Here is an 18,678-nt window from a genome sequence, read left to right as displayed (position 1 = left end):
GGCCGCGGCTTTTTTGTTGCCCATCTTCATGACTTCCGAATCCGTCAAAAGCTCTTTGATGAGCGCGCATCTGCGCCTTCTGGGCATGGCCCTGCTGTGGGGCGCTTCCTGGCCGGCAGGCCGCATTCTGGCGCTCAACATGCCGCCGCTGGCAGCATCGGCGCTGCGCTTTTTGCTGGCCGCAACCCTGTTGCTGCCCTGGCTGTATTTCTCAGGCGGGCTGGGTGCCCTCAGGCACTGGTCTGTCAAGACCTGGCTGGGCATGTTTGCCGCAGGCGGGACCGGGGTGTTCGGCTACGCCAGCTTTTTCCTCACCGGTCTGCAGCATCTGCCTGCGGGCAAGGCGGCGCTGCTCATTACGCTCAATCCGGTGGTCACGCTGGCTTTTGCCGTGTGGCTGTTCAAGGAACGCATCAACATCACCATTGCCCTGGGCATGTTGCTGGCGGCCTGCGGCGCTGTGGTGGTCATCTCGCATGGCAACCCCATGCAATTGCTCAACGGAACGGTGGGGGCGGGCGAGATGCTGATTCTGGGCTGCGTGGCCTGCTGGGTTTGCTACACGCTGATCGGCCGCGCCATGCTGGCAGGCGTGGATGCACTGGCTGCAACTACCGTGACTTCCCTTTTCGGCGCCGTGCTGCTGCTGGCCGCCAGCCTGGTTCTGGAAGGCCCGCAGGGGCTGGTTTCGGCATTTCAGGCCAGTGGCATGGCCTGGACCGCCATGGTCTTCATGGCCTATGGCTCCACGGCCCTGGCCTATGCCTGGTACTTCGCGGGCGTCAAATCGCTGGGCGCGGGCGCCGCCTCGGGCTATATCACGCTGGTGCCAGTGATCGGCGTGCTGCTTTCGGCCCTGCTGCTGGGAGAAAGCGTTGACGGCTCCATGCTGCTGGGTGGCGCCATGGCCGTGCTGGGCACGGGGGTGATGAACTGGGGGCGCAGACCTGTTCGGCGCATGGCGCTCAAGAAGGCGATCGAGTAGGCTCTGTGCCAGAGGCCCTTGCTCAGCGGCCCGGGCGCATGCGCTGCATCAGCCCATCCTTTAGCACGAACTGATGCCAGAGTGCGGCTGCCGCATGCAGGCCCACGGCGATGAAGACCAGGTTGGCGCCGAATTCGTGAATCTGCTTGAGGTTGCGGCCCAGCGGCATGTCGATCGCCATGGGCAAGGTCCAGGACGTACCGAAGAGAGGCACGGGCTTGCCCGACCAGCCCAGTGCCATCAAACCGAGAATCGGCATGGCCAGCATCAGCACATAGAGCGCGGCATGCATGGCATGCACGCTCATTTCCACCCAGTAGGAGCTGGCGGGTGGCGGAATTCTGCCCAAGGCTCGAACCATGAGGCGAAGCGTCATCAAGGCCAGCACGATGATGCCCAGGCTTTCATGGAGCATGCCCAGCTGTGCGCGCTCAGGCGTTCCCTTGGGGAAAAAGCCCTTGATCTCTATGGCCGCCACGGCCAGGGCCGCAGCCAGAAAAACGAGCCAGTGCAGCAGGATCAGGGGACGGGAATAGGAGGGAGAGCCTGTCATAGCGGAGCATGAAGTGGGTAAATATCTACCTTCAGTATCCGCAAACGGCTGCGCGCCCGCTTTGACGCTGCGCAGGCCATGACGCCCAGAAAAGAAAGACTCTCAGTCTGATGCCTGACTCAGAGACTGCAACAGATGGCTGCAGGCATCCTCGACCAGATCCAGCACATGCTCGAAGCCGCGCTCGCCACCGTAATAGGGGTCGGGCACTTCCTGGTCGCCGAAGCGCTGGCAGTATTCGGTCAGTCGATGCAGGCGCTCTTGCTGTGCAGGACTGGCGAGGCGGCGGGCGGCGGTTTCATTGGCGCTGTCCATCACCAGTACCAGATCGAAAGCGTCGAAATCCTGCTTCGTCAGCTGCCGCGCACGCTGCCCGCTGAGGTCATAGCCCCGGCGGCGTGCATGTTGCTGGCTGCGGGCATCGGGGGCCTCGCCCACGTGATAGCCGTGCGTGCCGGCGGAGTCCACCTGTACCCGATGCTGCAGACCCGCATCCGCGACCATTTTTTCCAGTACGCCATGGGCTGTGGGGCTGCGGCAGATGTTGCCGGTGCAGACCATCAGAACGCGAACGGGTTTGGCGGCAGTCATGGCTGATCTTTCACTGTGGCCTGTACCTCGGCCATCCTGGTTTCCAGTGTGCGGATCTGGGTCTTGAGCTGGCGCATGCTGCTTTGCATGGTCACTCCCAGCAGGCGGCGCATGCCTTCGAAGAACAGCACCATGAAGAGGACCACGGGCAGCACGCCCCAGCGCAGCCAGGGCGAGGCCTGGTTGATCCAGGCCACGGCGCAGACCACCACAGCCATGGCCACGGCAAGATAGTTCCATTTCCTCGAGCTTTGCATCTTGCTCTCGTACTTCTGCGCGGTGGCCTCGAGCTGCTGTTCGGTGACTCTGAGCTTGGCAATGGACGCCTGAATCTCTTCAAGGCTGGCGGGCTTGTCTGACGGCATAGGGCAGATGATCGTTAAGAGAGGAGGCAGGTGTTAGCCTGAATCGATTCTGATAGCTGAAAGCGCTTGAAGGGCAGGCGCTTTGGCAATATTTGTTTAGAAGTGGTGTGTGCTGCTCAATGCATCGAACTCGGCACCCCACTGCTGGCGCAGGCTGCGCTTTTCGCTCTCGTCTATCCAGGCCGCATCGATGCCGTTGAGCATGAAGTCCCTGAGGTCGGCCACTGAAAAGCCGAAGTCGCTGACCATCTTGGTCCAGGCTCCCGTGGGGTTCACATGGTGCAGCGTGGGGTCGTCGGTGTTGGGATGTACGCGAAGGCCCAGGCCGGGCATCTGGCGTATCGGGTGATCCAGCGCCCAGCGTTCGGGGGCCAGTGTGCGCAGATAGTAGGAGTTGGTCGGCACCACGGTGAACACAATGCCCAGATCGGCGCAGCGCCGGGCCAGTTCCGGGTTGTCGATGACGGTGTAGCCATGATCGACGCGATCCACCTTGAGAGTCTCGATGGCGGTCTGCAGATTGTTCCAGGGCAGGCCGAACTCGCTGGCATGGGCCGTAGTCTTGAGGCCGTTGCGACGCGCCAGCGCATAGGCTTCGACAAACAACTCGGGCGGGCGCTCGTTTTCGCGGTAGTCGATGCCGATGCCGGGCACATCGTCATGCCGGTTGTCCAGCATCCATTGCACCATCTGCACGGCGGCTTCGGCCGGGGCTTCGCGGTCGATGGACGCCACCAGGCGGCCACGTATGCCGCAATCCTCTTGCGCAGCTGCGGCGCCGGCCAGAATGGCTTGCTGGGCGACGGCATAGCTCATGCCCGAGCATTGCACCGTGCCCGTGGGGTTCCAGAAGAATTCGGCATAGCGCACGTTGTGGGCGGCGGCATCCTGCAGGTACTCATAGGTAATGCGCTCCAGATCGGCCGGCGTCTGCAGCAGCCACTCGTCGAGTGCGCGCAGCACGCGCAGCACGCCCACGGGCTTTTCGCCGCGCGTGTAGAAGGCCTCGATCTCTTCGGGAGTCAGCGGCGCCTTGGCGCGCTGCACCAGTTCGATGAAGGTGTTTTTTCTGACCGTTCCCAGCAGGTGGCAGTGCAACTCCATCTTGGGGATGGCATGGGCAAAGGCGGTCAGTTCAGGTGTGGGGGCAGTAGGCGCGGCATTCATGCCGCAGATGGTAGTGGCTTGCGATCAGCCTTGCCGTAGGCAGTTTTACGTTAGGGTGCCAGGAACAGCCGCGGCACGGACGCCGCCAGCATGGCGATGCCCGAGCAGGTCAGCAGGCTCAGCACGATCTGGCGAAAGCGCGCATCGCTCACGCCCTTGTAGACGCGGGTGCCGAAGATCACGGGCACCAGCACGGCCGGCAGCACGATGGCGAACGAGGGCCACATGGCGGGCTTGACCAGGCCGGTGGCCAGATAGCCGGCCATGGTGACGGCCAGCACCGAGAGGTTGAAGTTCTGGATCACCGTGCGCTGCACATGGCGCTCAAAGCCGCGCAGCGTGCACCACAGCGTGGGCACGGTGCCGCTGAAGCCGCCCAGTCCGCCCATGGCGCCACCGATCAGGCCCGCAACCGCATCGCTGCTGCGCGCCAGCAGGCCGCCGCCCAGCGTCAGCCGGGGCAGATGCGTGCTCAGCAGCATGGTGGGGCACCACAGCACCAGCAGGCAGCCCAGGCCGAGCTTGAACCAGTCCATATTGAGATGCGGCATCACGGCCACGCCCATGGGAATGCCGACCAGGCCACCCGCGATGAAGGGCAGCAGCGACTTCCAGTGGAAATCGCGCCGCACGGTGAATGCCGCGATGATCTGACCCGTGAGGGAGCCGAAGACCGATAGCACGGCGGCCAGCTGCGGCTCCAGCACCCAGGCCCAGAACGACATGGCCACCATGCCGAAGGCAAAGCCCGAAAGCCCCTGCACAAACCCCGCCACAGCGGCCCCCAGGGCCACGAGCAACATTGCTTCCACGTTCTGGTCTCCGTCCGATGGCATCGATTATCGTCTTCGGTCGGCAGGGAATTGCCATGCAGTTTTGGCATGGCTGCAGGCCGCTGCGCTATCGTGCAGACCATGAAAGCATCATCTGTCTGGATTCTGGGGCTGCGCAATCTCTGGCGCGATCTGCGCGCTGGCGAGCTGCGCCTGATCATCGTGGCCGTGCTGCTGGCCGTGGCGGCACTGAGCTCGGTGGGCTTTTTTGCCGACCGCCTGCAGGCCGGCCTGCAGCGCGACGCCCGTCAGCTGCTGGGCGGCGATGTGGTGGTGGTCAGCGACAACCCCGCCCCCGCGGTTTTTGTGCAGCAGGCACAGCAGCAGGGACTGCAGACCGTGGCCACGGCCAGCTTTCCGACCATGGCACGGGCCGCCCAGGAGCAGGGCGGAGCCAGCCGCCTGGTGGCGCTCAAAAGCGTGGACCCCGGCTACCCGTTGCGCGGCGTGCTGCACCTGAATCAGGGACCGGGCCAGCCAGACCTGGAAGTCAGGGCGATTCCTGAACGCGGCCATGCCTGGGTGGATGCGCCGCTGCTGGAGGCGCTGGGCCTGAAGCTCGGCGACCGACTGCTGCTGGGCGATGCGAGCTTTCATATCTCGCACATCATTGCCATCGAGCCCGATCGTGGTGCGGGCTTCATGAGCTTTGCCCCGCGCGTGATGATCAACAGCGCCGACCTGCCCGCAACGCGCCTGGTGCAGCCCGCCAGCCGCATCACCTATCGGCTGGCCGTGGCGGCACAGGCAGATGCCGGGCGCGGCGCGCAGCGGGCCGCACAGGACTATCTGGGCTGGGCACAGGAAATGGCCAAGAGCCTGCATGGCGTGCGTGTGGAATCGCTGGAAAGCGGCCGCCCCGAAATGCGCCAGACCCTGGACAGGGCCGAGAAATTCCTGAGTCTGGTGGCGCTGCTTTCGGCGCTGCTGTCGGCCGTAGCCGTGGCACTGGCCGCACGTGCCTTTGCCAACAGCCATCTCGATGCGTCGGCCATGCTGCGCGTGCTCGGCCAGAGTCAGCGCCGCATTGCCCTGGCCTATGTGGTGGAGTTCGTGAGCATTGCCCTGGCTGCCAGCGCGGCCGGCGTGCTGCTGGGCTGGGCCGTGCACCATGTGTTTGTCTGGCTGCTGGCCGGACTGGTCGAGTCTGCCCTGCCTGCGGCGAGCCTGTGGCCCGCATTGTTCGGCATGGGCATGGGGCTGACGCTGTTGCTGGCCTTTGGCCTGCCGCCCGTGCTGCAGCTGGCGCAGGTGCCGCCGCTGCGCGTGATGCGGCGCGATCTGGGGGCGCTCAAGCCAGCATCGTGGCTGGTGCTGGGTGTGGGTGTTACGGGTTTTGCGGCCTTGTTGATGGTCGCCAGCCGCGACATCAAGCTGGGCCTGATTGCCGTGGGCGGCTTTGCCGTCGCCGTGCTGTTGTTCGCGGGCCTGGCCTGGCTGGCCGTCAAGCTGCTGCGGCAGGTGGTCAATGAGAGCACGGCGCCGCGCTGGCTGGTTATGGCCACGCGCCAGGTCTCGGCCAAGCCCGTGTATGCCGTGGTGCAGGTCAGCTCGCTGGCCGTGGGGCTGCTGGCCCTGGTGCTGCTGGTGCTGCTGCGCACCGACCTGATTGCCAGCTGGCGCAAGGCCACGCCGGCCAATGCGCCCGATCGCTTTGTCATCAATGTCCAGCCCGATCAGGCGCAGGACTTTCAGGCCGCGCTGAAAAAGGCCGGCGTGCACAGCTATGACTGGTATCCCATGATTCGCGGCCGGCTGATTGCCGTCAATGGCAAGGCCGTCAGCCCCGATGACTATGAGGAGGATCGCGCCAAGCGTCTGGTGGACCGGGAGTTCAATATCTCCACCGCCGAAACCATGCCCGATCACAACCAGATCGTGGGCGGCCGCTGGCAGGCCGGCGAGCAGGGCGCGATCAGCATGGAGGAAGGTATTGCCAAGACCCTGGGCCTGGAGCTGGGCGACACGCTGCGCTTCGATATCGGCGGTGAGCAGAGCGAGGCCCGCATCACCAGCCTGCGCAAGGTGGACTGGAGTTCCATGCGCGCCAACTTCTTTGTGATCTACCCCGTGCAGCATCTGGACAACGTGGCCGTGACCTATCTGGCGGCCTATCGTGCGCCCGACATCAAGGGCTTTGACAATGCGCTGGTCAATGAATTTCCGAACATCACCAATGTCGACCTGAGCAGCACGCTGGCCCAGGTGCAGCAGGTGATGGACCAGGTCATACGCGCTGTGGAGTTCCTGTTCGGCTTCACGCTGGTGGCGGGTCTGGTCGTGCTGTTTGCCTCCGTCACCGGAACGCGCGAGGAAAGAGCGCGCGAATACGCCATCATGCGCGCCGTGGGAGCCCGGTCGGGCCTGCTACAGCAGGTGCAGAGTGCCGAGCTGGCCGGAGTGGGCCTGATGGCCGGCTTTCTGGCCAGCTGCGTTGCTTTGGCCGTGGGCTGGGCGCTGGCACGCTGGGTGTTTGATTTCGAGTGGAATGTGCTCTGGTGGGTGCCGCTGGTGGGCGCGCTGGCGGGCGCATTGCTGGCCTGGCTGGCCGGCTGGTGGGCGTTGCGCGAGGTAGTCAGCCGTCCCGTGATGATCACGCTGCGCCAGGCGGCGGAATAAGGCTAGCCCTTGAACAGCCGCGCGCTCGCAAAGTCCACGAAAGCCCGGACCTTGGGCGAGAGCTGGCGGCTGGAGGGCCAGAGCGCGGAGAACTGTCCGCTATGCGTGAGCTGCTGCGCCAGGACCTGCTGGAGCTCGCCACGCGCCAGTGCGTCGCGGGCCAGGAAGTCGGGCATATAGGCCAGGCCCAGGCCTGAGACGGCTGCGCCCAGCATGGCTTCCATGTTGTTGCAGACCAGGGAGATGGGCATGGCCGGCAGCCCGGGCAACGTCCACTCCTCAAGCTTGCCGCTGTTCAGAAAGCGATAGCGCAGGCTGGAGTGTCGGGCAAGGTCGGCGGGCGTCAGCGGCAGACCGCGCTCGGCCAGATAGGTCGGCGAGGCCGCGAGAATGAAGCGAAACGGTCCGAGTCGGCGCGCCACCAGCCGCGAATCGGCCAGCTCGCCGCTACGGATGACCACATCGAGGCCGGCTTCGACGACATCGACCAGATGGTCGTTGAAGTCCAGATCCAGCTCCACCTCGGGATAGCGGGCCTGGAATTCGGGCAGCACGGGCAGCAGAAAACGGTAGCCGATGGTGGGCAGGCTCACACGCAGCCGGCCGCGCGGTGCTTCTGCGGCGGCCTGCATGGCCGCGCGTGCATCATGCAGCTCGTCGAGGATGCGCCGGCAGCGTTCGTGAAACAGAGTCCCTTCCTGCGTCAGACGCACCTGGCGTGTGGTGCGATGGAACAGGCGCAGGCCCAGTTGCTGCTCCAGCCGCGCCACGTTCTTGCCCACGGCCGAGGCCGAGATGCCAAGCGCGCGGCCGGCCTCCGCAAAGCTCAGAAGATCGGCGGCACGTACAAAGGACTCTAGTCCGCTGAAGCTGTCCATGGTGATTGGCAACCTTGGGTTGGGATTGTTGGGAGTTCTAACGCTATTTTCGTTTGATTGGAGCGCTTTTATCGTTCATGTCTGATTGATTCACGAAGCCAGTCCTCCATGTCCTGCTCCACTTCTCCATCCTGCCCACGGGCGGATCTTCCGGTTTGCGCCCGCCGCGCATCGCCTGCCTGGGTGCTGCTGTCGGTCTGCCTGGCTGCCCTGGCCATGCCGCTGAGCTTTACCGGGCCGGCCGTGGCACTGCCGGCGCTGCGCGAGGCACTGGGCGGCGGCCCTCTGGCGCTGAACTGGGTCACCAATGCCTTCATGCTGAGCTTCGGCGCCACGCTGATGGCGGCAGGAGCACTGGCCGATGTCTACGGGCGGCGGCGCGTGTTTCTTGCGGGGCTGGCCGTCGTGGTGGGCAGCGTGCTGCTGCAGGTCTGCCTGCAAGGCAAGGGGGCCATCATCGGCTTCGATCTGTTGCGGGCGCTGCAGGGACTGGGCGCGGCCGCTGCGCTGGCGGCAGGCACGGCCGGCCTGGCTCAGGCCTACGATGGTGCCCGGCGTACCCGTGCCTTCAGTGTCGTGGGCACCTCCTTTGGTGTGGGACTGGCCTTCGGGCCCTTGCTGTCGGGGTGGTTGCTGCAGAGCTGGGGCTGGCGCAGCGTGATGCTCAGCGCGGCCGCAGCAGCATTTGCGGCACTGCTGCTGGGCCTGCGCCATATGCCGGAATCGCGCAATCCGCAGGCGCAGCGGCTGGACCTGCCGGGCGCGCTGTCGTTCACGCTGGCGCTGGCTCTGTTGACCTGGGGCATGCTGCAAGTCCCGGAAACGGGCTGGTCGCATGGCCGCACATGGCTGCCCCTGGCGGCCGCCCTGCTGGCGGCAGCGGCCTTTGTACAGATCGAGCGCCGCAGCGCCCACCCCATGCTGGACCTGTCGCTGTTCCGCTATTCGCGCTTTGTCGGTGTGCAGCTGCTGGCCGCAGCACCGGCCTATGCCTTTGTGGTGCTGCTGGTGCTGTTGCCGCTGCGCTTCATCGGCGTGGAAGGCCTGGCGCCGCTCGCGGCCGGGCAGCGGATGTTCGTGCTGTCGCTGCCCATGCTGTGCGTGCCGCTGCTGGCGGGCTGGCTTGCGCGCTGGCTGTCGGCCGCCCTGCTGTGCGGGGCGGGACTGCTGGTCTGTGCCATGGGCTTGCTGTGGCTGGGCCGCTGCGCCCCCGGCTCGGACCTGGCGCAGATGGCCGCGCCGCTGCTGCTGATCGGTCTGGGCATAGGCCTGCCCTGGGGGCTGATGGACGGACTTGCCGTGACCGTGGTGCCGCGCGAGCGCGCCGGCATGGCCACGGGCATCTTCAGCACCGTGCGTGTGGCGGGCGAAGGCATTGCCCTGGCCGTGGTCGGGGCAGCGCTGGCCGCGCTGCTGGCGCGGGAGCTGGCGGCTCTCTCTCCCTCCATGACGCAGGGCTCGGCCGTGGCCCAGATGCTGGTCACCGGCAATATGCAGGGAGCGCTGGCGCTGATGCAGGATGCGTCGGTCGCCGAGCTGCTCAAGGCCTATGGCCTGGCTTTTTCCAGCTTGCTCGATGTGCTGGCCGGCGTGACGGTGCTGACGGCTGTTGGGGTTTTCGCATTCCTGCGCTCGGGTACGGACATGCCGCATGTCCGACAATCGGGACTGACTCGCAAAGCCGCTACACATGCAGATTGAAGAAAAGCCCCCGTTTGATACCCCCTATGAATGGATAGGTGGTGAAGACAAAGTCCAGCAGCTGGTTGCCCGTTTCTATGACCTCATGGACCTGGAGCCCGGCTACAAGGAGCTGCGCGCCGCGCATGGCAGCACGCTCGACGACGCGCGCCAGAAGCTGTTCTGGTTTCTCTGCGGCTGGCTGGGCGGCCCCGACTATTACCAGGATCGTTTTGGTCATCCGCGTCTGCGCATGCGCCATATGCCGTTTTCCATCGGCATCCAGGAGCGCGACCAGTGGGTGGCCTGCATGGATCAGGCCATGGGCGAGACCGAGGTGCCCGAGGCCTTGCGCGCGCGTCTCAAGGCCAGTTTCATGAACACGGCGGACTGGATGCGCAATCGCGGCGCCTGAGTTTCTGGGCCCGGTGGCAAAGCGTCAAATTTCCTTCATGACGCTGTAAAAAGCCCTGTAGACACTGCCTGTTTTTCAACAAGCAGGGTCAACCATGCAGGATTTCGATTTGCCTGGCGCAAAGCTGCGCTCGGGCGGTTTCTTCTCGGCATTGCAGCAACGCCGCCATGTGCTGACGGCCGTGGGCTGTGCCGCCTTGCTGGCCGCCTGCGGCGGCAGCGACGACAGCAGCACAACGCCTGTCACCGCGCAGCCTGCCACGGCGACGCTGGCCGTTCTGGAGACCACGGACCTGCACTTCAATGTGCGCAGCTATGACTATTTCAAGCTGGCCGAAGACAAGACCTATGGCTTCGAGCGCACGGCCACGCTGATCCGTGCGGCCCGCAAGGAATTTGCCAACACGCTGCTGGTGGACAACGGCGACACCATCCAGGGTACGGCCCTGGCCGACTACGAGGCCGAGATCAAGCCCATCGCCTGCACGCAGCAGCTGTCCATGTACAAGGCCATGGGCGCGCTGAGCTTTGACGCCGGCACGCTGGGCAATCACGAATTCAATTACGGTCTGCCCTTTCTCAACCAGGTGCTGGGCGGCGGTCTGGATGTGGACGGCGTGGACGCCAGCCAGAAATGCGCAGGCAACGGCTATCCGGCCGTGCTGGCCAATGTCTACAGCAGCAAGACCAGGAAGCCGCTGGTCCAGCCCTATGCCGTGCTGGAGCGCACCATGGTGGCCAAGGGCAGCGACGGCAAGGAAGTCAGGCTGCCCATCAAGATCGGCGTGATCGGCTTCACCACGCCGGGCATCATGAACTGGGACAAGCGCTATCTGGAAGGCAAGGTCTACACCGAGGGCGCGGTCGAGGCGGCGAGCAAATACGTGCCAGAGTTGCGTGCCAAGGGCGCCGATGTGGTGGTGGCGCTGCTGCATGGCGGTCTGGACGGCTCGGCCTACTCGGCCACCATGGAGAACCCCGGCCTGTATCTGTCCAAGGTCGCGGGCATCGACGCCATGGTCATGGGCCATCAGCACAGCGTGTTCCCCGATCTGTCGGCCAAGCCCGCCTACAGCCAGAGCGGCGTGGACAACCAGGCCGGCACCATCAACGGCGTGCCTGCGGTCATGGCCAGCTCCTGGGGCAAGGCGCTGGGCGTGATCCAGCTGCCACTGCAATGGGACGGCAAGAAGTGGAGCGTGGCCAAGACCGGCAGCAAGAGCGAGCTGCGCAACATCCAGAACAAGGATGCAGCAGGTGCCTCGGTGTTTGTGGATGCCGATCCGGCCGTTGCGCCGCTGATCGAGGCACAGCATCAGGCGGCCATCAGCTATGTGAAGACGCCCATCGGCAGCACGGACTTCCGCATGAGCACGCTGTTTGCCGATGTGGGCGATCCCGGTGCGATCCAGATCGTCAACCAGGCCCAGCAGGCCTATGTGGCCAGCTACATCAAGGCCAATCTGCCCCAGTACGCCAGCCTGCCCGTGCTGTCGGTGAGTGCGCCGTTCAAGTCCGGCTTCCAGGGCGGCAAGGACTTCACCGATGTGGCTGCCGGCTCGCTCGCCATATACAACGCGGCTGACCTGTATCTCTACCCCAACACCGTGTACGCAGTGAAGGTCAACGGCGCCGACATCAAGAGCTGGCTGGAGGCTGCCGCCAAGCGCTTCAACCAGATCGATGTGAACAAGACGACCGAGCAGCCGTTGATCAGCAGCTTCCCGGGCTACAACTTCGACATGTTCACCACGGCCGATGTGCAGTACGAGATCGATGTCACCCAGCCTCCGGGCAGCCGCATCAAGAACCTGAGCTATCTGGGCAAGCCCATGGATACGGCGCAGGAGTTCGTGATCGCCACCAACAACTACCGTGCCACCAGCGGTGCCAGCTTCATCCCCAAGCTCGACGGCTCGTCGGCCATCTGGGCATCGCCCGATGCGAACCGCGATGTGGTGATTGGGTATGTGCGCCAGAATCCGCAGATCACCCGAGCTGCCAATGGCGCTGCCAAGAGCTGGCGCTTTACCAAGGTGACGACGGCCGGCCCGGTGGTGTTCAGCTCCGGCAGCAATGCCTTGAGCGTGGCCCAGGCCGCGGGCCTGACGGGAGTGTCCGTGCTGGCCGCGGATGACGGCCTGGGCAAGGGCATGAGCAAATATCAGCTCGATCTGTCCAGGTAGGCTGCGTTACCGCAACAACTGCCGCCGTGGCTGCAAAAGCCACGGCGGCTTTTTTCTGGGACTGGCTATGATGCGAGAAATTTTTCAGGGATAGGGGAGAGGGTATGACGGCATATATCGCGCTGGCAGTGGTGGTGGTGATCGTGATCTGGGCAATTGCCCTCTACAACCGCTTGCGCACGCACAAGAACCAGGTGGAGAACGCGTTTGCGCAGATCGATGTGCAGCTCAAGCGCCGCCATGACCTGATTCCCAATCTGGTGGAAGTCGCCCGCGGCTATATGCAGCACGAGGCCCAGACGCTGGAAGCCGTGATCCGCGCGCGCGGCGAGGCCGTCAGCGCTGCCGACAAGGCGCGCCAGTCGCCGGGCAAAGCGCAAGTCATGGGGGCGCTCATGGCGGCGGAGCAGGTGCTGGGCGGCCAGATGGGCCGTCTGATGGCGCTGGCCGAGGCCTATCCCACGCTCAAGGCCGATGCCCGCATGCAGCAGCTCAGCGAAGAGATCACCAGCACCGAGAACCGCATCGGCTTTGCACGTCAGTCCTACAACGACGAGGTGCTGGACTTCAACAACCAGGCTGGGCAGTTCCCGGACCTGATCGTGGCGCGGCTGGTGGGTTTTGTGCATCTGGACATGCTGGCTTCGACCCAGAGCGAGCAGGAGCGCGCCGTCCCTCAGGTCAGGTTCTGAGCGCATGCGTTTCTGGGAGCGACAGCGCGAAGCCAGGCGCAGCACGCGCTGGTTGCTGCTGGTGTTCGGCCTGTGCGTGCTGGCCGTGGTGGCATCGGTGCATCTGGGCCTGATGCTGGCCTGGTGGCTTGGCACTCTGGCATTCGGCGGCTGGGACTATCCCACGGGCTTTGCGACGGTGAATATCGGCGTGACCTTGCTGCTGGTGCTGGGCGGTTGCTGGATAGAGCTGGACCAGCTGCGCCACGGCGGGCGCAAGCTGGCACAGCGCGTGGGAGCGCGCGAGGCCAGACCCGGCAGCTCGCTGGCCGAGCAGCAGTTGTGCAACATCGTCCATGAAATGTGCATCGCGGCGCACTGGCCTGCGCCCCAGGTCGCGGTGCTGGCGCGGACCGAGGCCATCAATGCCTTTGCAGCGGGCTGGGACGCGCAGGACGCCGTCATTGCCGTGACCCAGGGGGCGCTGGACCAGCTCAGCCGTGAGGAAATGCAGGGTCTGGTGGCGCATGAGCTGTCCCATCTGCGCGAGGGCGACACGCGGCTGAACATGCAGCTGGCCGGCATGGTCTACGGGCTGGAGCTGATTCACAACTTCGGCCAGAGCCTGCGCGAGCGCGACAGCATTCTTACGCAATGGTTTGGCCTCTTCATCCAGGCCGCGGGCTTTGTCGGCTGGCTCGGCGGCCAGTTGCTCAAGGCCGCCGTATCGCGCCAGCGCGAGTATCTGGCCGATGCGCGCGCCGTACAGTGGACGCGCAGCAAGGACGGCCTGGGCGGCGTTCTGCGCAAGGTGCTCACGCAGCGTGAGCTGGCCGAGGAGCAGTATGGCAGCTGGGAGCAGGACACGCGCAGCCACCAGGGGCTGGACAAGCGCATCGTGCAGCACATGCTGCTGGCCGAGACACCCCATGCCAGCCGCATCGAAGACTGGCTGGAATCCCACCCCACGGTGCCCGAGCGCATACGCCGCATTTACGGCCGCGATATGCGGCCGCTGCCCTTGCCGCTCAACACCGTGCCGCAGGGAAGATAAGCCTTCGGGTTCGATCCCAGCGTAGATGAGCGCGAGCAGCTATCGGATCGCAAGGATGGGGGCTCAGAACAGCTTGCGCTTGCCCGGCTGCAGCAGCACCACCAGCGCGCCCGCGCCTCCTTCGGCCGGGCGGGCCTGGACAAAGGCCAGAACCTCTTTCTTCTGCACCAGCCAGCGCTGCACCTTGCCCTTGAGCACGGGGGTGCGGCCCGGCGAGCCCAAGCCCTTGCCGTGCACGATGCGCACGCAACGCACGCCGGTGCGGTGCGACAGCCGGATGAACTGGCCCAGCGCTTCGCGGGCCTCGTCGGAGCGCAGGCCGTGCAGGTCCAGCTGGCGCTGAATGCTCCAGTGGCCGCCACGCAGCTTGCGCGTCACGTCGAGACCGATACCGGGGCGGCGAAAGCTCAGCTGATCGTCCACGTCCAGCAGGGTGCTGACATCGAACTCGTCGCTCATGGCTTCGCGCAGCACATTCTGTTCGTCCAGCACCATCTGCAGCGGCAGCGGCGAGGGCGCCGGCTCCAGAAAGCTGACTTCGTTGCGCGAGCGCAGCGGCGTGACCTTGCCGACGCTGAGCGCAAACAGATTGCGTTCGCGTTCGCGCGCTGCACGCGCTTCGGCCTGGGCGAGGGCCAGGGCTTCGGCCTGTTCGCGCAGCTGCTTGAGATGGCGGGAGATGCCGGCCAGATCCTGCAGCGAGCGGTGTCCATGGCTCATAGCAGAGCCTCCTCGGCCATGGAGCAGGCAGCGCCCGGCCCGACGATGATGTGGTCGAGCACGCGCACATCGATCAAGGCCAGTGCGGCCTTGAGTGTGGCGGTCAGCGCACAGTCGGCGCTGCTGGGCTGCACGCTGCCGCTGGGGTGGTTGTGCGCGAGGATCACCGCGCCGGCATGATGGTGCAGGGCGCGCAGCACGACTTCACGAGGGTAGACGGAGGTTTGCGTCAAGGTACCGCGAAACATTTCTTCAAGAGCCAGCAAGCGGTTCTGACTGTCCAGAAACAGCACGGCAAACACCTCGTGCGGCCTGGCTGCCAGATGCAGCTGCAGATAGTGCTTGACGGCTTCGGGGGAGGAAAAGACTTCCCGCTCGCGCAGCTGCTGCGCCGTGGCACGGCGGGCCAGCTCCAGCACGGCCATCAGCTCGGCGCGCTTGGCCGGGCCCAGGCCTTTGACGGTTGCCAAAGCCTGGTAGTCGGCGGCCAGCAGTCCGGCCAGGCCGCCTGTTGCCTGGCGATCACCGGGCAGCTCCAGCAGCTCCTGCGCCATCTGCAGCACCGTCTTGCCGGCCATGCCGGTGCGCAGAATGACGGCCAGCAGCTCGGCATCCGAGAGCGCAGCCGCACCCCGCTGCGCGAGCTTTTCGCGCGGCTGGGCATCCAGGGGCAGGTCTTTGATGGGCATGGGTGTCAGTGCTTGCTCACACAAGGCGGGGAAGTCCAGGGCGGGCCGGCCATCTCAACGCAGGCTCGCAGAGGTTATAGGCTCGCTCTTACAATGCAGCCCAGTTTATCGGGACTTTCATGACCACAAGCGCAACCCCTTCGGATCTGCCCGTCGTGCAGGCAGGCTCTTTTCTCACGCTGCATTACCGCCTGGCGGGCCCTGCGGGCGATGTGATCAATACCTTCAACGAAAAGCCGGCGACGCTGTCGCTGGGGGCGGGCGAGCTGTCGCCGGCCATGGAAGACAAGCTGATCGGCCTGGCCGAGGGCACACACACGACTTTCGAGCTGCCCGCAGGCGAGGCTTTTGGCGAGCGCAACCCCGACATGATGCAGTGGGTGGCCCGCAAGCTCATGAACGAGCTCGGCGACCCGCATGAGCAATACACCGCGGGCGATGTGGTGCAGTTCCCCACGCCCGACGGCAGCGGCAGCTACGCCGGCGCCGTGGTGCAGGTGCGCGAGGACGGCGCCGTGCTGTTCGACTTCAACCACCCGCTGGCCGGCCAGCCCGTGACGTTTGAAGTGAAGCTGATCGGGGTACTTTGAAATGACACACCCCCTGAGCTGCTGCGCAGCTTCCCCCTTCAAGGGGAACGACGGCCTTTGCTGCGGGGCGGCCCATGCTGCGGTCGGCCCGTGCCGCCGTCCCGCGCTTCAAGCGCGCCAGTGTCATGCCGTGCGAGTGGTGCGTAGCGCCAGGGGGTATTGAAATGGTGGGAGCCAAGGAAGTCCTGCTGGCCGAGCCGCGCGGCTTTTGCGCCGGGGTGGATCGCGCCATCGAGATCGTGGAGCGGGCGCTGGCCAAGTTCGGCGCGCCCATCTACGTGCGCCACGAGATCGTGCACAACACCTTTGTGGTCAACGATCTCAAGGCCAAGGGCGCCATCTTCATCGAGGAGCTCGACGAGGTGCCGCCCGGCGCCACGCTGATCTTCTCGGCCCATGGCGTCTCCAAGGCCGTGCAGCAGGAGGCCGAGCGCCGCGGCTTTGCCATCTTCGATGCGACGTGCCCGCTGGTCACCAAGGTGCATGTGGAAGTCGCCAAGCTGGCCAAGGAAGGCTACGAATTCCTCATGATCGGCCACAAGGGCCATCCCGAGGTCGAAGGCACCATGGGCCAGCTCTCCGAAGGCATTCACCTGGTCGAGGACGAGGGCGATGTGGCCAAGGTGGCGCCGCGCCAGACCGAAAAGCTGGCCGTGGTGACGCAGACCACGCTGTCGGTCGATGACGCCGCAGGCATCAAGGCCGCCATCAAGGCGCGTTTTCCGCAGGTGCGCGAGCCCAAGCAGCAGGACATCTGCTATGCCACGCAGAACCGCCAGGACGCCGTCAAGGTGCTGGCACCCCAGGTGGATCTGGTGATCGTCGTCGGCAGCCCGACCAGCTCCAACAGCAATCGCCTGCGCGAGCTGGCCGATCGCCTGGGCACGCCTGCCTATATGGTGGACAACGCGCTCGAGCTCAGGGAAGAGTGGTTTGCCGATGCGGCCCGCGTGGGCCTGACGGCCGGTGCCTCGGCGCCCGAAGTACTGGTCGACGAGGTCATCGCACGCATCCGGCAACTGGGCGCAGTCGCCGTGCGCAAGATGGACGGTATCGAGGAAACCATCAAGTTCCCGCTGCCCAAGGGGCTGAAGATCGATGCGGCCACGGGCCTGGAGATCGAAGTGCGCAAGGCGCCCGAGACCGGACATTGAACTCTGGCAAGCTGACTGCTTGTAACTTCATAGCGCCTTGCGCATGGGACTCAAAGACTTCAGATGGTTTCTATCTGAAAATCTATGAATAGCCTGCGCAAGGCGCTTTGCTTTTGATAGCTGACTGCTGCCATCCCCCGTGTATCGGCCGGGTGCGGCCAGTCGCTCTAAAATCCCCCTCTATGCTCGACATTCAACTTCTCCGCAAAGACCTGGATTCAGTCGTCGCCCGACTGCAAACCCGCAAGAACCCCCAAGCCTTCCTGAACGTGGAAGCCTTCAAGGCGCTGGAATCCGAACGCAAGTCCATCCAGACGCGCACGGAGGAGCTGCAGTCCAAGCGCAACCAGCTGTCCAAGCAGATCGGCATGTTGATGGGCAAGGGCGAAAAGGACGCCGCCGAAGCCGCCAAGGCCGAAGTGGCCGCCATGAAGACCGAGCTGGAACAATCGGCCACGCGCCTGGACCAGATCCAGACCGAGCTGCAGGCCATGCTGGCGGCCGTGCCCAATCTGCCTCATGAGTCCGTGCCCGTGGGCGCCGACGAAGAAGGCAATGTGGAAGTGCGCCGCTTTGGCACGCCGAGGAATTTCGACTTCGAGATCAAGGATCACGTCGATCTGGGCGCGCCCATCGGCCTGGACTTCGAAGCCGGCGTCAAGCTCTCCGGTGCCCGCTTTACCGTGATGCAGGGCCAGATCGCGCGCCTGCACCGTGCGCTGGCCCAGTTCATGCTGGATCTGCAGACCGAGCAGCATGGCTACACCGAATGCTATGTGCCTTACATCGTCAACAGCGATTCGCTCAAGGGCACGGGCCAGCTGCCCAAGTTCGAAGGCGATCTGTTCGCTGCCAACAAGGGTGGTCAGGACGCCGAACCCGTGCCCGATACCGCGGCTCTGTACCTGATTCCCACGGCCGAAGTGCCTCTGACGAATCTGGTGCGCGACGAAGTGCTGGCCGAAGATCGTCTGCCCATCAAGCTGACCGCACACAGCCCCTGCTTCCGTTCCGAAGCCGGCTCCGGCGGCCGCGACACGCGCGGTCTGATCCGTCAGCACCAGTTCGACAAGGTCGAGATGGTGCAGATCGTGCATCCCGAAAAGAGCTATGAAGCGCTGGAAGAGATGACCGGCCATGCTGAAGCCGTGCTGCAGAAGCTGGGTCTGCCGTACCGCGTGATGAGCCTGTGCACGGGCGACATGGGCTTTGGCGCTGCCAAGACCTATGACCTGGAAGTCTGGGTGCCGGCACAGGGCACCTACCGTGAAATCAGCTCGGTCTCCAACTGCGAAGCCTTCCAGGCGCGCCGCATGCAGGCCCGCTTCAAGAATGCGCAGGGCAGGAACGAACTGGTACACACGCTCAACGGTTCCGGCCTGGCCGTGGGCCGTACGCTGGTCGCCGTGCTGGAGAACTATCAGAACGCCGACGGCTCGATCACCGTGCCCGAAGCACTGGTTTCGTACATGGGTGGCAAAACTTTGCTGAAGGCCTGAATTTTTAGGCTACAATAGATGCTTCGACAC

At 64.8% G+C, this 18,678-nt stretch carries 18 protein-coding genes; 10 read left to right on the top strand and 8 right to left on the bottom strand.

Features of this window, described 5'->3' with window-relative positions:
• Window positions 1-58: 58 nt before the first annotated feature.
• A complete protein-coding gene (locus tag FSY59_RS17985; protein ID WP_043376844.1) occupies window positions 59-985 on the top strand; it encodes a DMT family transporter in 927 nt (308 codons plus the stop codon).
• A 22-nt stretch (window positions 986-1,007) separates the two neighbouring features.
• On the opposite strand, the gene FSY59_RS17980 is transcribed toward FSY59_RS17985, so the two are convergent.
• The 5 genes from FSY59_RS17980 to FSY59_RS17960 form a co-directional block, all read right to left on the bottom strand.
• Window positions 1,008-1,538 (bottom strand): cytochrome b, encoded by a 531-nt coding sequence (locus tag FSY59_RS17980; protein WP_003052014.1) that lies wholly within the window; start codon window positions 1,536-1,538, stop codon window positions 1,008-1,010.
• A 102-nt stretch (window positions 1,539-1,640) separates the two neighbouring features.
• Window positions 1,641-2,129, bottom strand: a complete 489-nt coding sequence (locus FSY59_RS17975) for a low molecular weight protein-tyrosine-phosphatase (protein ID WP_148729448.1) — start codon at window positions 2,127-2,129, stop codon at window positions 1,641-1,643.
• Window positions 2,126-2,494: a hypothetical protein gene (locus tag FSY59_RS17970; protein WP_003052019.1), complete on the bottom strand. Its 369-nt coding sequence runs from the start codon at window positions 2,492-2,494 to the stop codon at window positions 2,126-2,128. Before FSY59_RS17970 ends, FSY59_RS17975 begins: the two co-directional genes overlap by 4 nt.
• A 96-nt stretch (window positions 2,495-2,590) precedes the next feature.
• The gene (locus FSY59_RS17965; RefSeq protein ID WP_148729446.1) at window positions 2,591-3,661 is read right to left on the bottom strand and encodes an adenosine deaminase; all 1,071 of its coding nucleotides are present in this window, start codon (window positions 3,659-3,661) and stop codon (window positions 2,591-2,593) included.
• Window positions 3,662-3,711: 50 nt separating this feature from the next.
• On the bottom strand, window positions 3,712-4,497 hold the full coding sequence (locus tag FSY59_RS17960; RefSeq protein WP_003052023.1) for a sulfite exporter TauE/SafE family protein: 786 nt from the start codon (window positions 4,495-4,497) through the stop codon (window positions 3,712-3,714).
• 45 nt (window positions 4,498-4,542) lie between these two features.
• Between FSY59_RS17960 and FSY59_RS17955 the strand changes: the two genes are divergently transcribed.
• A complete protein-coding gene (locus FSY59_RS17955; protein WP_148729445.1) occupies window positions 4,543-7,113 on the top strand; it encodes an ABC transporter permease in 2,571 nt (856 codons plus the stop codon).
• Window positions 7,114-7,115: 2 nt separating this feature from the next.
• Here the strand turns inward: FSY59_RS17955 and FSY59_RS17950 are convergent, their stop codons facing one another.
• A complete protein-coding gene (locus FSY59_RS17950) occupies window positions 7,116-7,991 on the bottom strand; it encodes a LysR family transcriptional regulator (RefSeq protein WP_043374839.1) in 876 nt (291 codons plus the stop codon).
• Between the two features lie 216 nt (window positions 7,992-8,207).
• Here FSY59_RS17950 and FSY59_RS17945 point away from each other — a divergent pair, with 216 nt between their 5' ends.
• The 5 genes from FSY59_RS17945 to FSY59_RS17925 all read left to right on the top strand — a co-directional run bounded on the left by FSY59_RS17945 (window position 8,208) and on the right by FSY59_RS17925 (window position 13,996).
• On the top strand, window positions 8,208-9,692 hold the full coding sequence (locus tag FSY59_RS17945) for an MFS transporter (RefSeq protein ID WP_043376835.1): 1,485 nt from the start codon (window positions 8,208-8,210) through the stop codon (window positions 9,690-9,692).
• Window positions 9,682-10,086: a group II truncated hemoglobin gene (locus tag FSY59_RS17940; RefSeq protein ID WP_050872310.1), complete on the top strand. Its 405-nt coding sequence runs from the start codon at window positions 9,682-9,684 to the stop codon at window positions 10,084-10,086. Before FSY59_RS17945 ends, FSY59_RS17940 begins: the two co-directional genes overlap by 11 nt.
• Before the next feature lie 94 nt (window positions 10,087-10,180).
• A complete protein-coding gene (locus FSY59_RS17935; RefSeq protein WP_148729443.1) occupies window positions 10,181-12,271 on the top strand; it encodes a bifunctional 2',3'-cyclic-nucleotide 2'-phosphodiesterase/3'-nucleotidase in 2,091 nt (696 codons plus the stop codon).
• Between the two features lie 104 nt (window positions 12,272-12,375).
• Entirely contained in the window at window positions 12,376-12,963 is a 588-nt protein-coding gene (locus tag FSY59_RS17930; RefSeq protein WP_003052034.1) for a LemA family protein, read from the top strand.
• 4 nt (window positions 12,964-12,967) lie between these two features.
• Entirely contained in the window at window positions 12,968-13,996 is a 1,029-nt protein-coding gene (locus FSY59_RS17925; protein ID WP_003052036.1) for a M48 family metalloprotease, read from the top strand.
• Window positions 13,997-14,059: 63 nt separating this feature from the next.
• Here FSY59_RS17925 and FSY59_RS17920 read toward each other — a convergent pair whose 3' ends face one another.
• Both FSY59_RS17920 and radC read right to left on the bottom strand, forming a co-directional pair.
• Window positions 14,060-14,716: a Smr/MutS family protein gene (locus tag FSY59_RS17920; protein ID WP_003052037.1), complete on the bottom strand. Its 657-nt coding sequence runs from the start codon at window positions 14,714-14,716 to the stop codon at window positions 14,060-14,062.
• Entirely contained in the window at window positions 14,713-15,405 is a 693-nt protein-coding gene (radC, locus tag FSY59_RS17915) for a DNA repair protein RadC (RefSeq protein ID WP_003052039.1), read from the bottom strand. The genes FSY59_RS17920 and radC overlap by 4 nt, the downstream gene beginning before the upstream one ends.
• 119 nt (window positions 15,406-15,524) lie before the next feature.
• Here radC and FSY59_RS17910 point away from each other — a divergent pair, with 119 nt between their 5' ends.
• The 3 genes from FSY59_RS17910 to serS all read left to right on the top strand — a co-directional run bounded on the left by FSY59_RS17910 (window position 15,525) and on the right by serS (window position 18,648).
• Entirely contained in the window at window positions 15,525-15,995 is a 471-nt protein-coding gene (locus FSY59_RS17910; RefSeq protein WP_003052041.1) for a peptidylprolyl isomerase, read from the top strand.
• 164 nt (window positions 15,996-16,159) lie between these two features.
• Complete coding sequence (gene ispH / locus FSY59_RS17905) at window positions 16,160-17,149, top strand: 4-hydroxy-3-methylbut-2-enyl diphosphate reductase (RefSeq protein ID WP_003052043.1); 990 nt, start codon at window positions 16,160-16,162, stop codon at window positions 17,147-17,149.
• Between the two features lie 182 nt (window positions 17,150-17,331).
• A complete protein-coding gene (serS, locus tag FSY59_RS17900) occupies window positions 17,332-18,648 on the top strand; it encodes a serine--tRNA ligase (protein WP_148729442.1) in 1,317 nt (438 codons plus the stop codon).
• The last annotated feature ends 30 nt before the right edge of the window (window positions 18,649-18,678 follow it).

Source organism: Comamonas sp. Z3, assembly GCF_008121565.1.
In the GTDB taxonomy this organism is placed as follows: Bacteria; Pseudomonadota; Gammaproteobacteria; order Burkholderiales; family Burkholderiaceae_C; genus Comamonas; species Comamonas brasiliensis.
The sequence above is the reverse complement of the archived record's forward strand: the minus strand, read 5'-3'. Positions and strand labels throughout refer to the sequence as shown.

Bases quoted from the DNA above. Each gene is read 5' to 3' on its own strand.
- FSY59_RS17935 (WP_148729443.1), top strand. From the start codon at position 10,181: ATGCAGGATTTCGATTTGCCTGGCGCAAAGCTGCGCTCGGGCGGTTTC.
- radC (WP_003052039.1), bottom strand. From the start codon at position 15,405: ATGCCCATCAAAGACCTGCCCCTGGATGCCCAGCCGCGCGAAAAGCTC.
- FSY59_RS17970 (WP_003052019.1), bottom strand. From the start codon at position 2,494: ATGCCGTCAGACAAGCCCGCCAGCCTTGAAGAGATTCAGGCGTCCATT.
- FSY59_RS17975 (WP_148729448.1), bottom strand. From the start codon at position 2,129: ATGACTGCCGCCAAACCCGTTCGCGTTCTGATGGTCTGCACCGGCAAC.
- FSY59_RS17950 (WP_043374839.1), bottom strand. From the start codon at position 7,991: ATGGACAGCTTCAGCGGACTAGAGTCCTTTGTACGTGCCGCCGATCTT.
- FSY59_RS17965 (WP_148729446.1), bottom strand. From the start codon at position 3,661: ATGAATGCCGCGCCTACTGCCCCCACACCTGAACTGACCGCCTTTGCC.
- FSY59_RS17980 (WP_003052014.1), bottom strand. From the start codon at position 1,538: ATGACAGGCTCTCCCTCCTATTCCCGTCCCCTGATCCTGCTGCACTGG.
- FSY59_RS17955 (WP_148729445.1), top strand. From the start codon at position 4,543: ATGGCTGCAGGCCGCTGCGCTATCGTGCAGACCATGAAAGCATCATCT.
- serS (WP_148729442.1), top strand. From the start codon at position 17,332: ATGCTCGACATTCAACTTCTCCGCAAAGACCTGGATTCAGTCGTCGCC.
- FSY59_RS17960 (WP_003052023.1), bottom strand. From the start codon at position 4,497: ATGCCATCGGACGGAGACCAGAACGTGGAAGCAATGTTGCTCGTGGCC.
- FSY59_RS17930 (WP_003052034.1), top strand. From the start codon at position 12,376: ATGACGGCATATATCGCGCTGGCAGTGGTGGTGGTGATCGTGATCTGG.
- FSY59_RS17910 (WP_003052041.1), top strand. From the start codon at position 15,525: ATGACCACAAGCGCAACCCCTTCGGATCTGCCCGTCGTGCAGGCAGGC.
- FSY59_RS17925 (WP_003052036.1), top strand. From the start codon at position 12,968: ATGCGTTTCTGGGAGCGACAGCGCGAAGCCAGGCGCAGCACGCGCTGG.
- ispH (WP_003052043.1), top strand. From the start codon at position 16,160: ATGGTGGGAGCCAAGGAAGTCCTGCTGGCCGAGCCGCGCGGCTTTTGC.
- FSY59_RS17940 (WP_050872310.1), top strand. From the start codon at position 9,682: ATGCAGATTGAAGAAAAGCCCCCGTTTGATACCCCCTATGAATGGATA.
- FSY59_RS17920 (WP_003052037.1), bottom strand. From the start codon at position 14,716: ATGAGCCATGGACACCGCTCGCTGCAGGATCTGGCCGGCATCTCCCGC.
- FSY59_RS17985 (WP_043376844.1), top strand. From the start codon at position 59: ATGAGCGCGCATCTGCGCCTTCTGGGCATGGCCCTGCTGTGGGGCGCT.
- FSY59_RS17945 (WP_043376835.1), top strand. From the start codon at position 8,208: ATGCCGCTGAGCTTTACCGGGCCGGCCGTGGCACTGCCGGCGCTGCGC.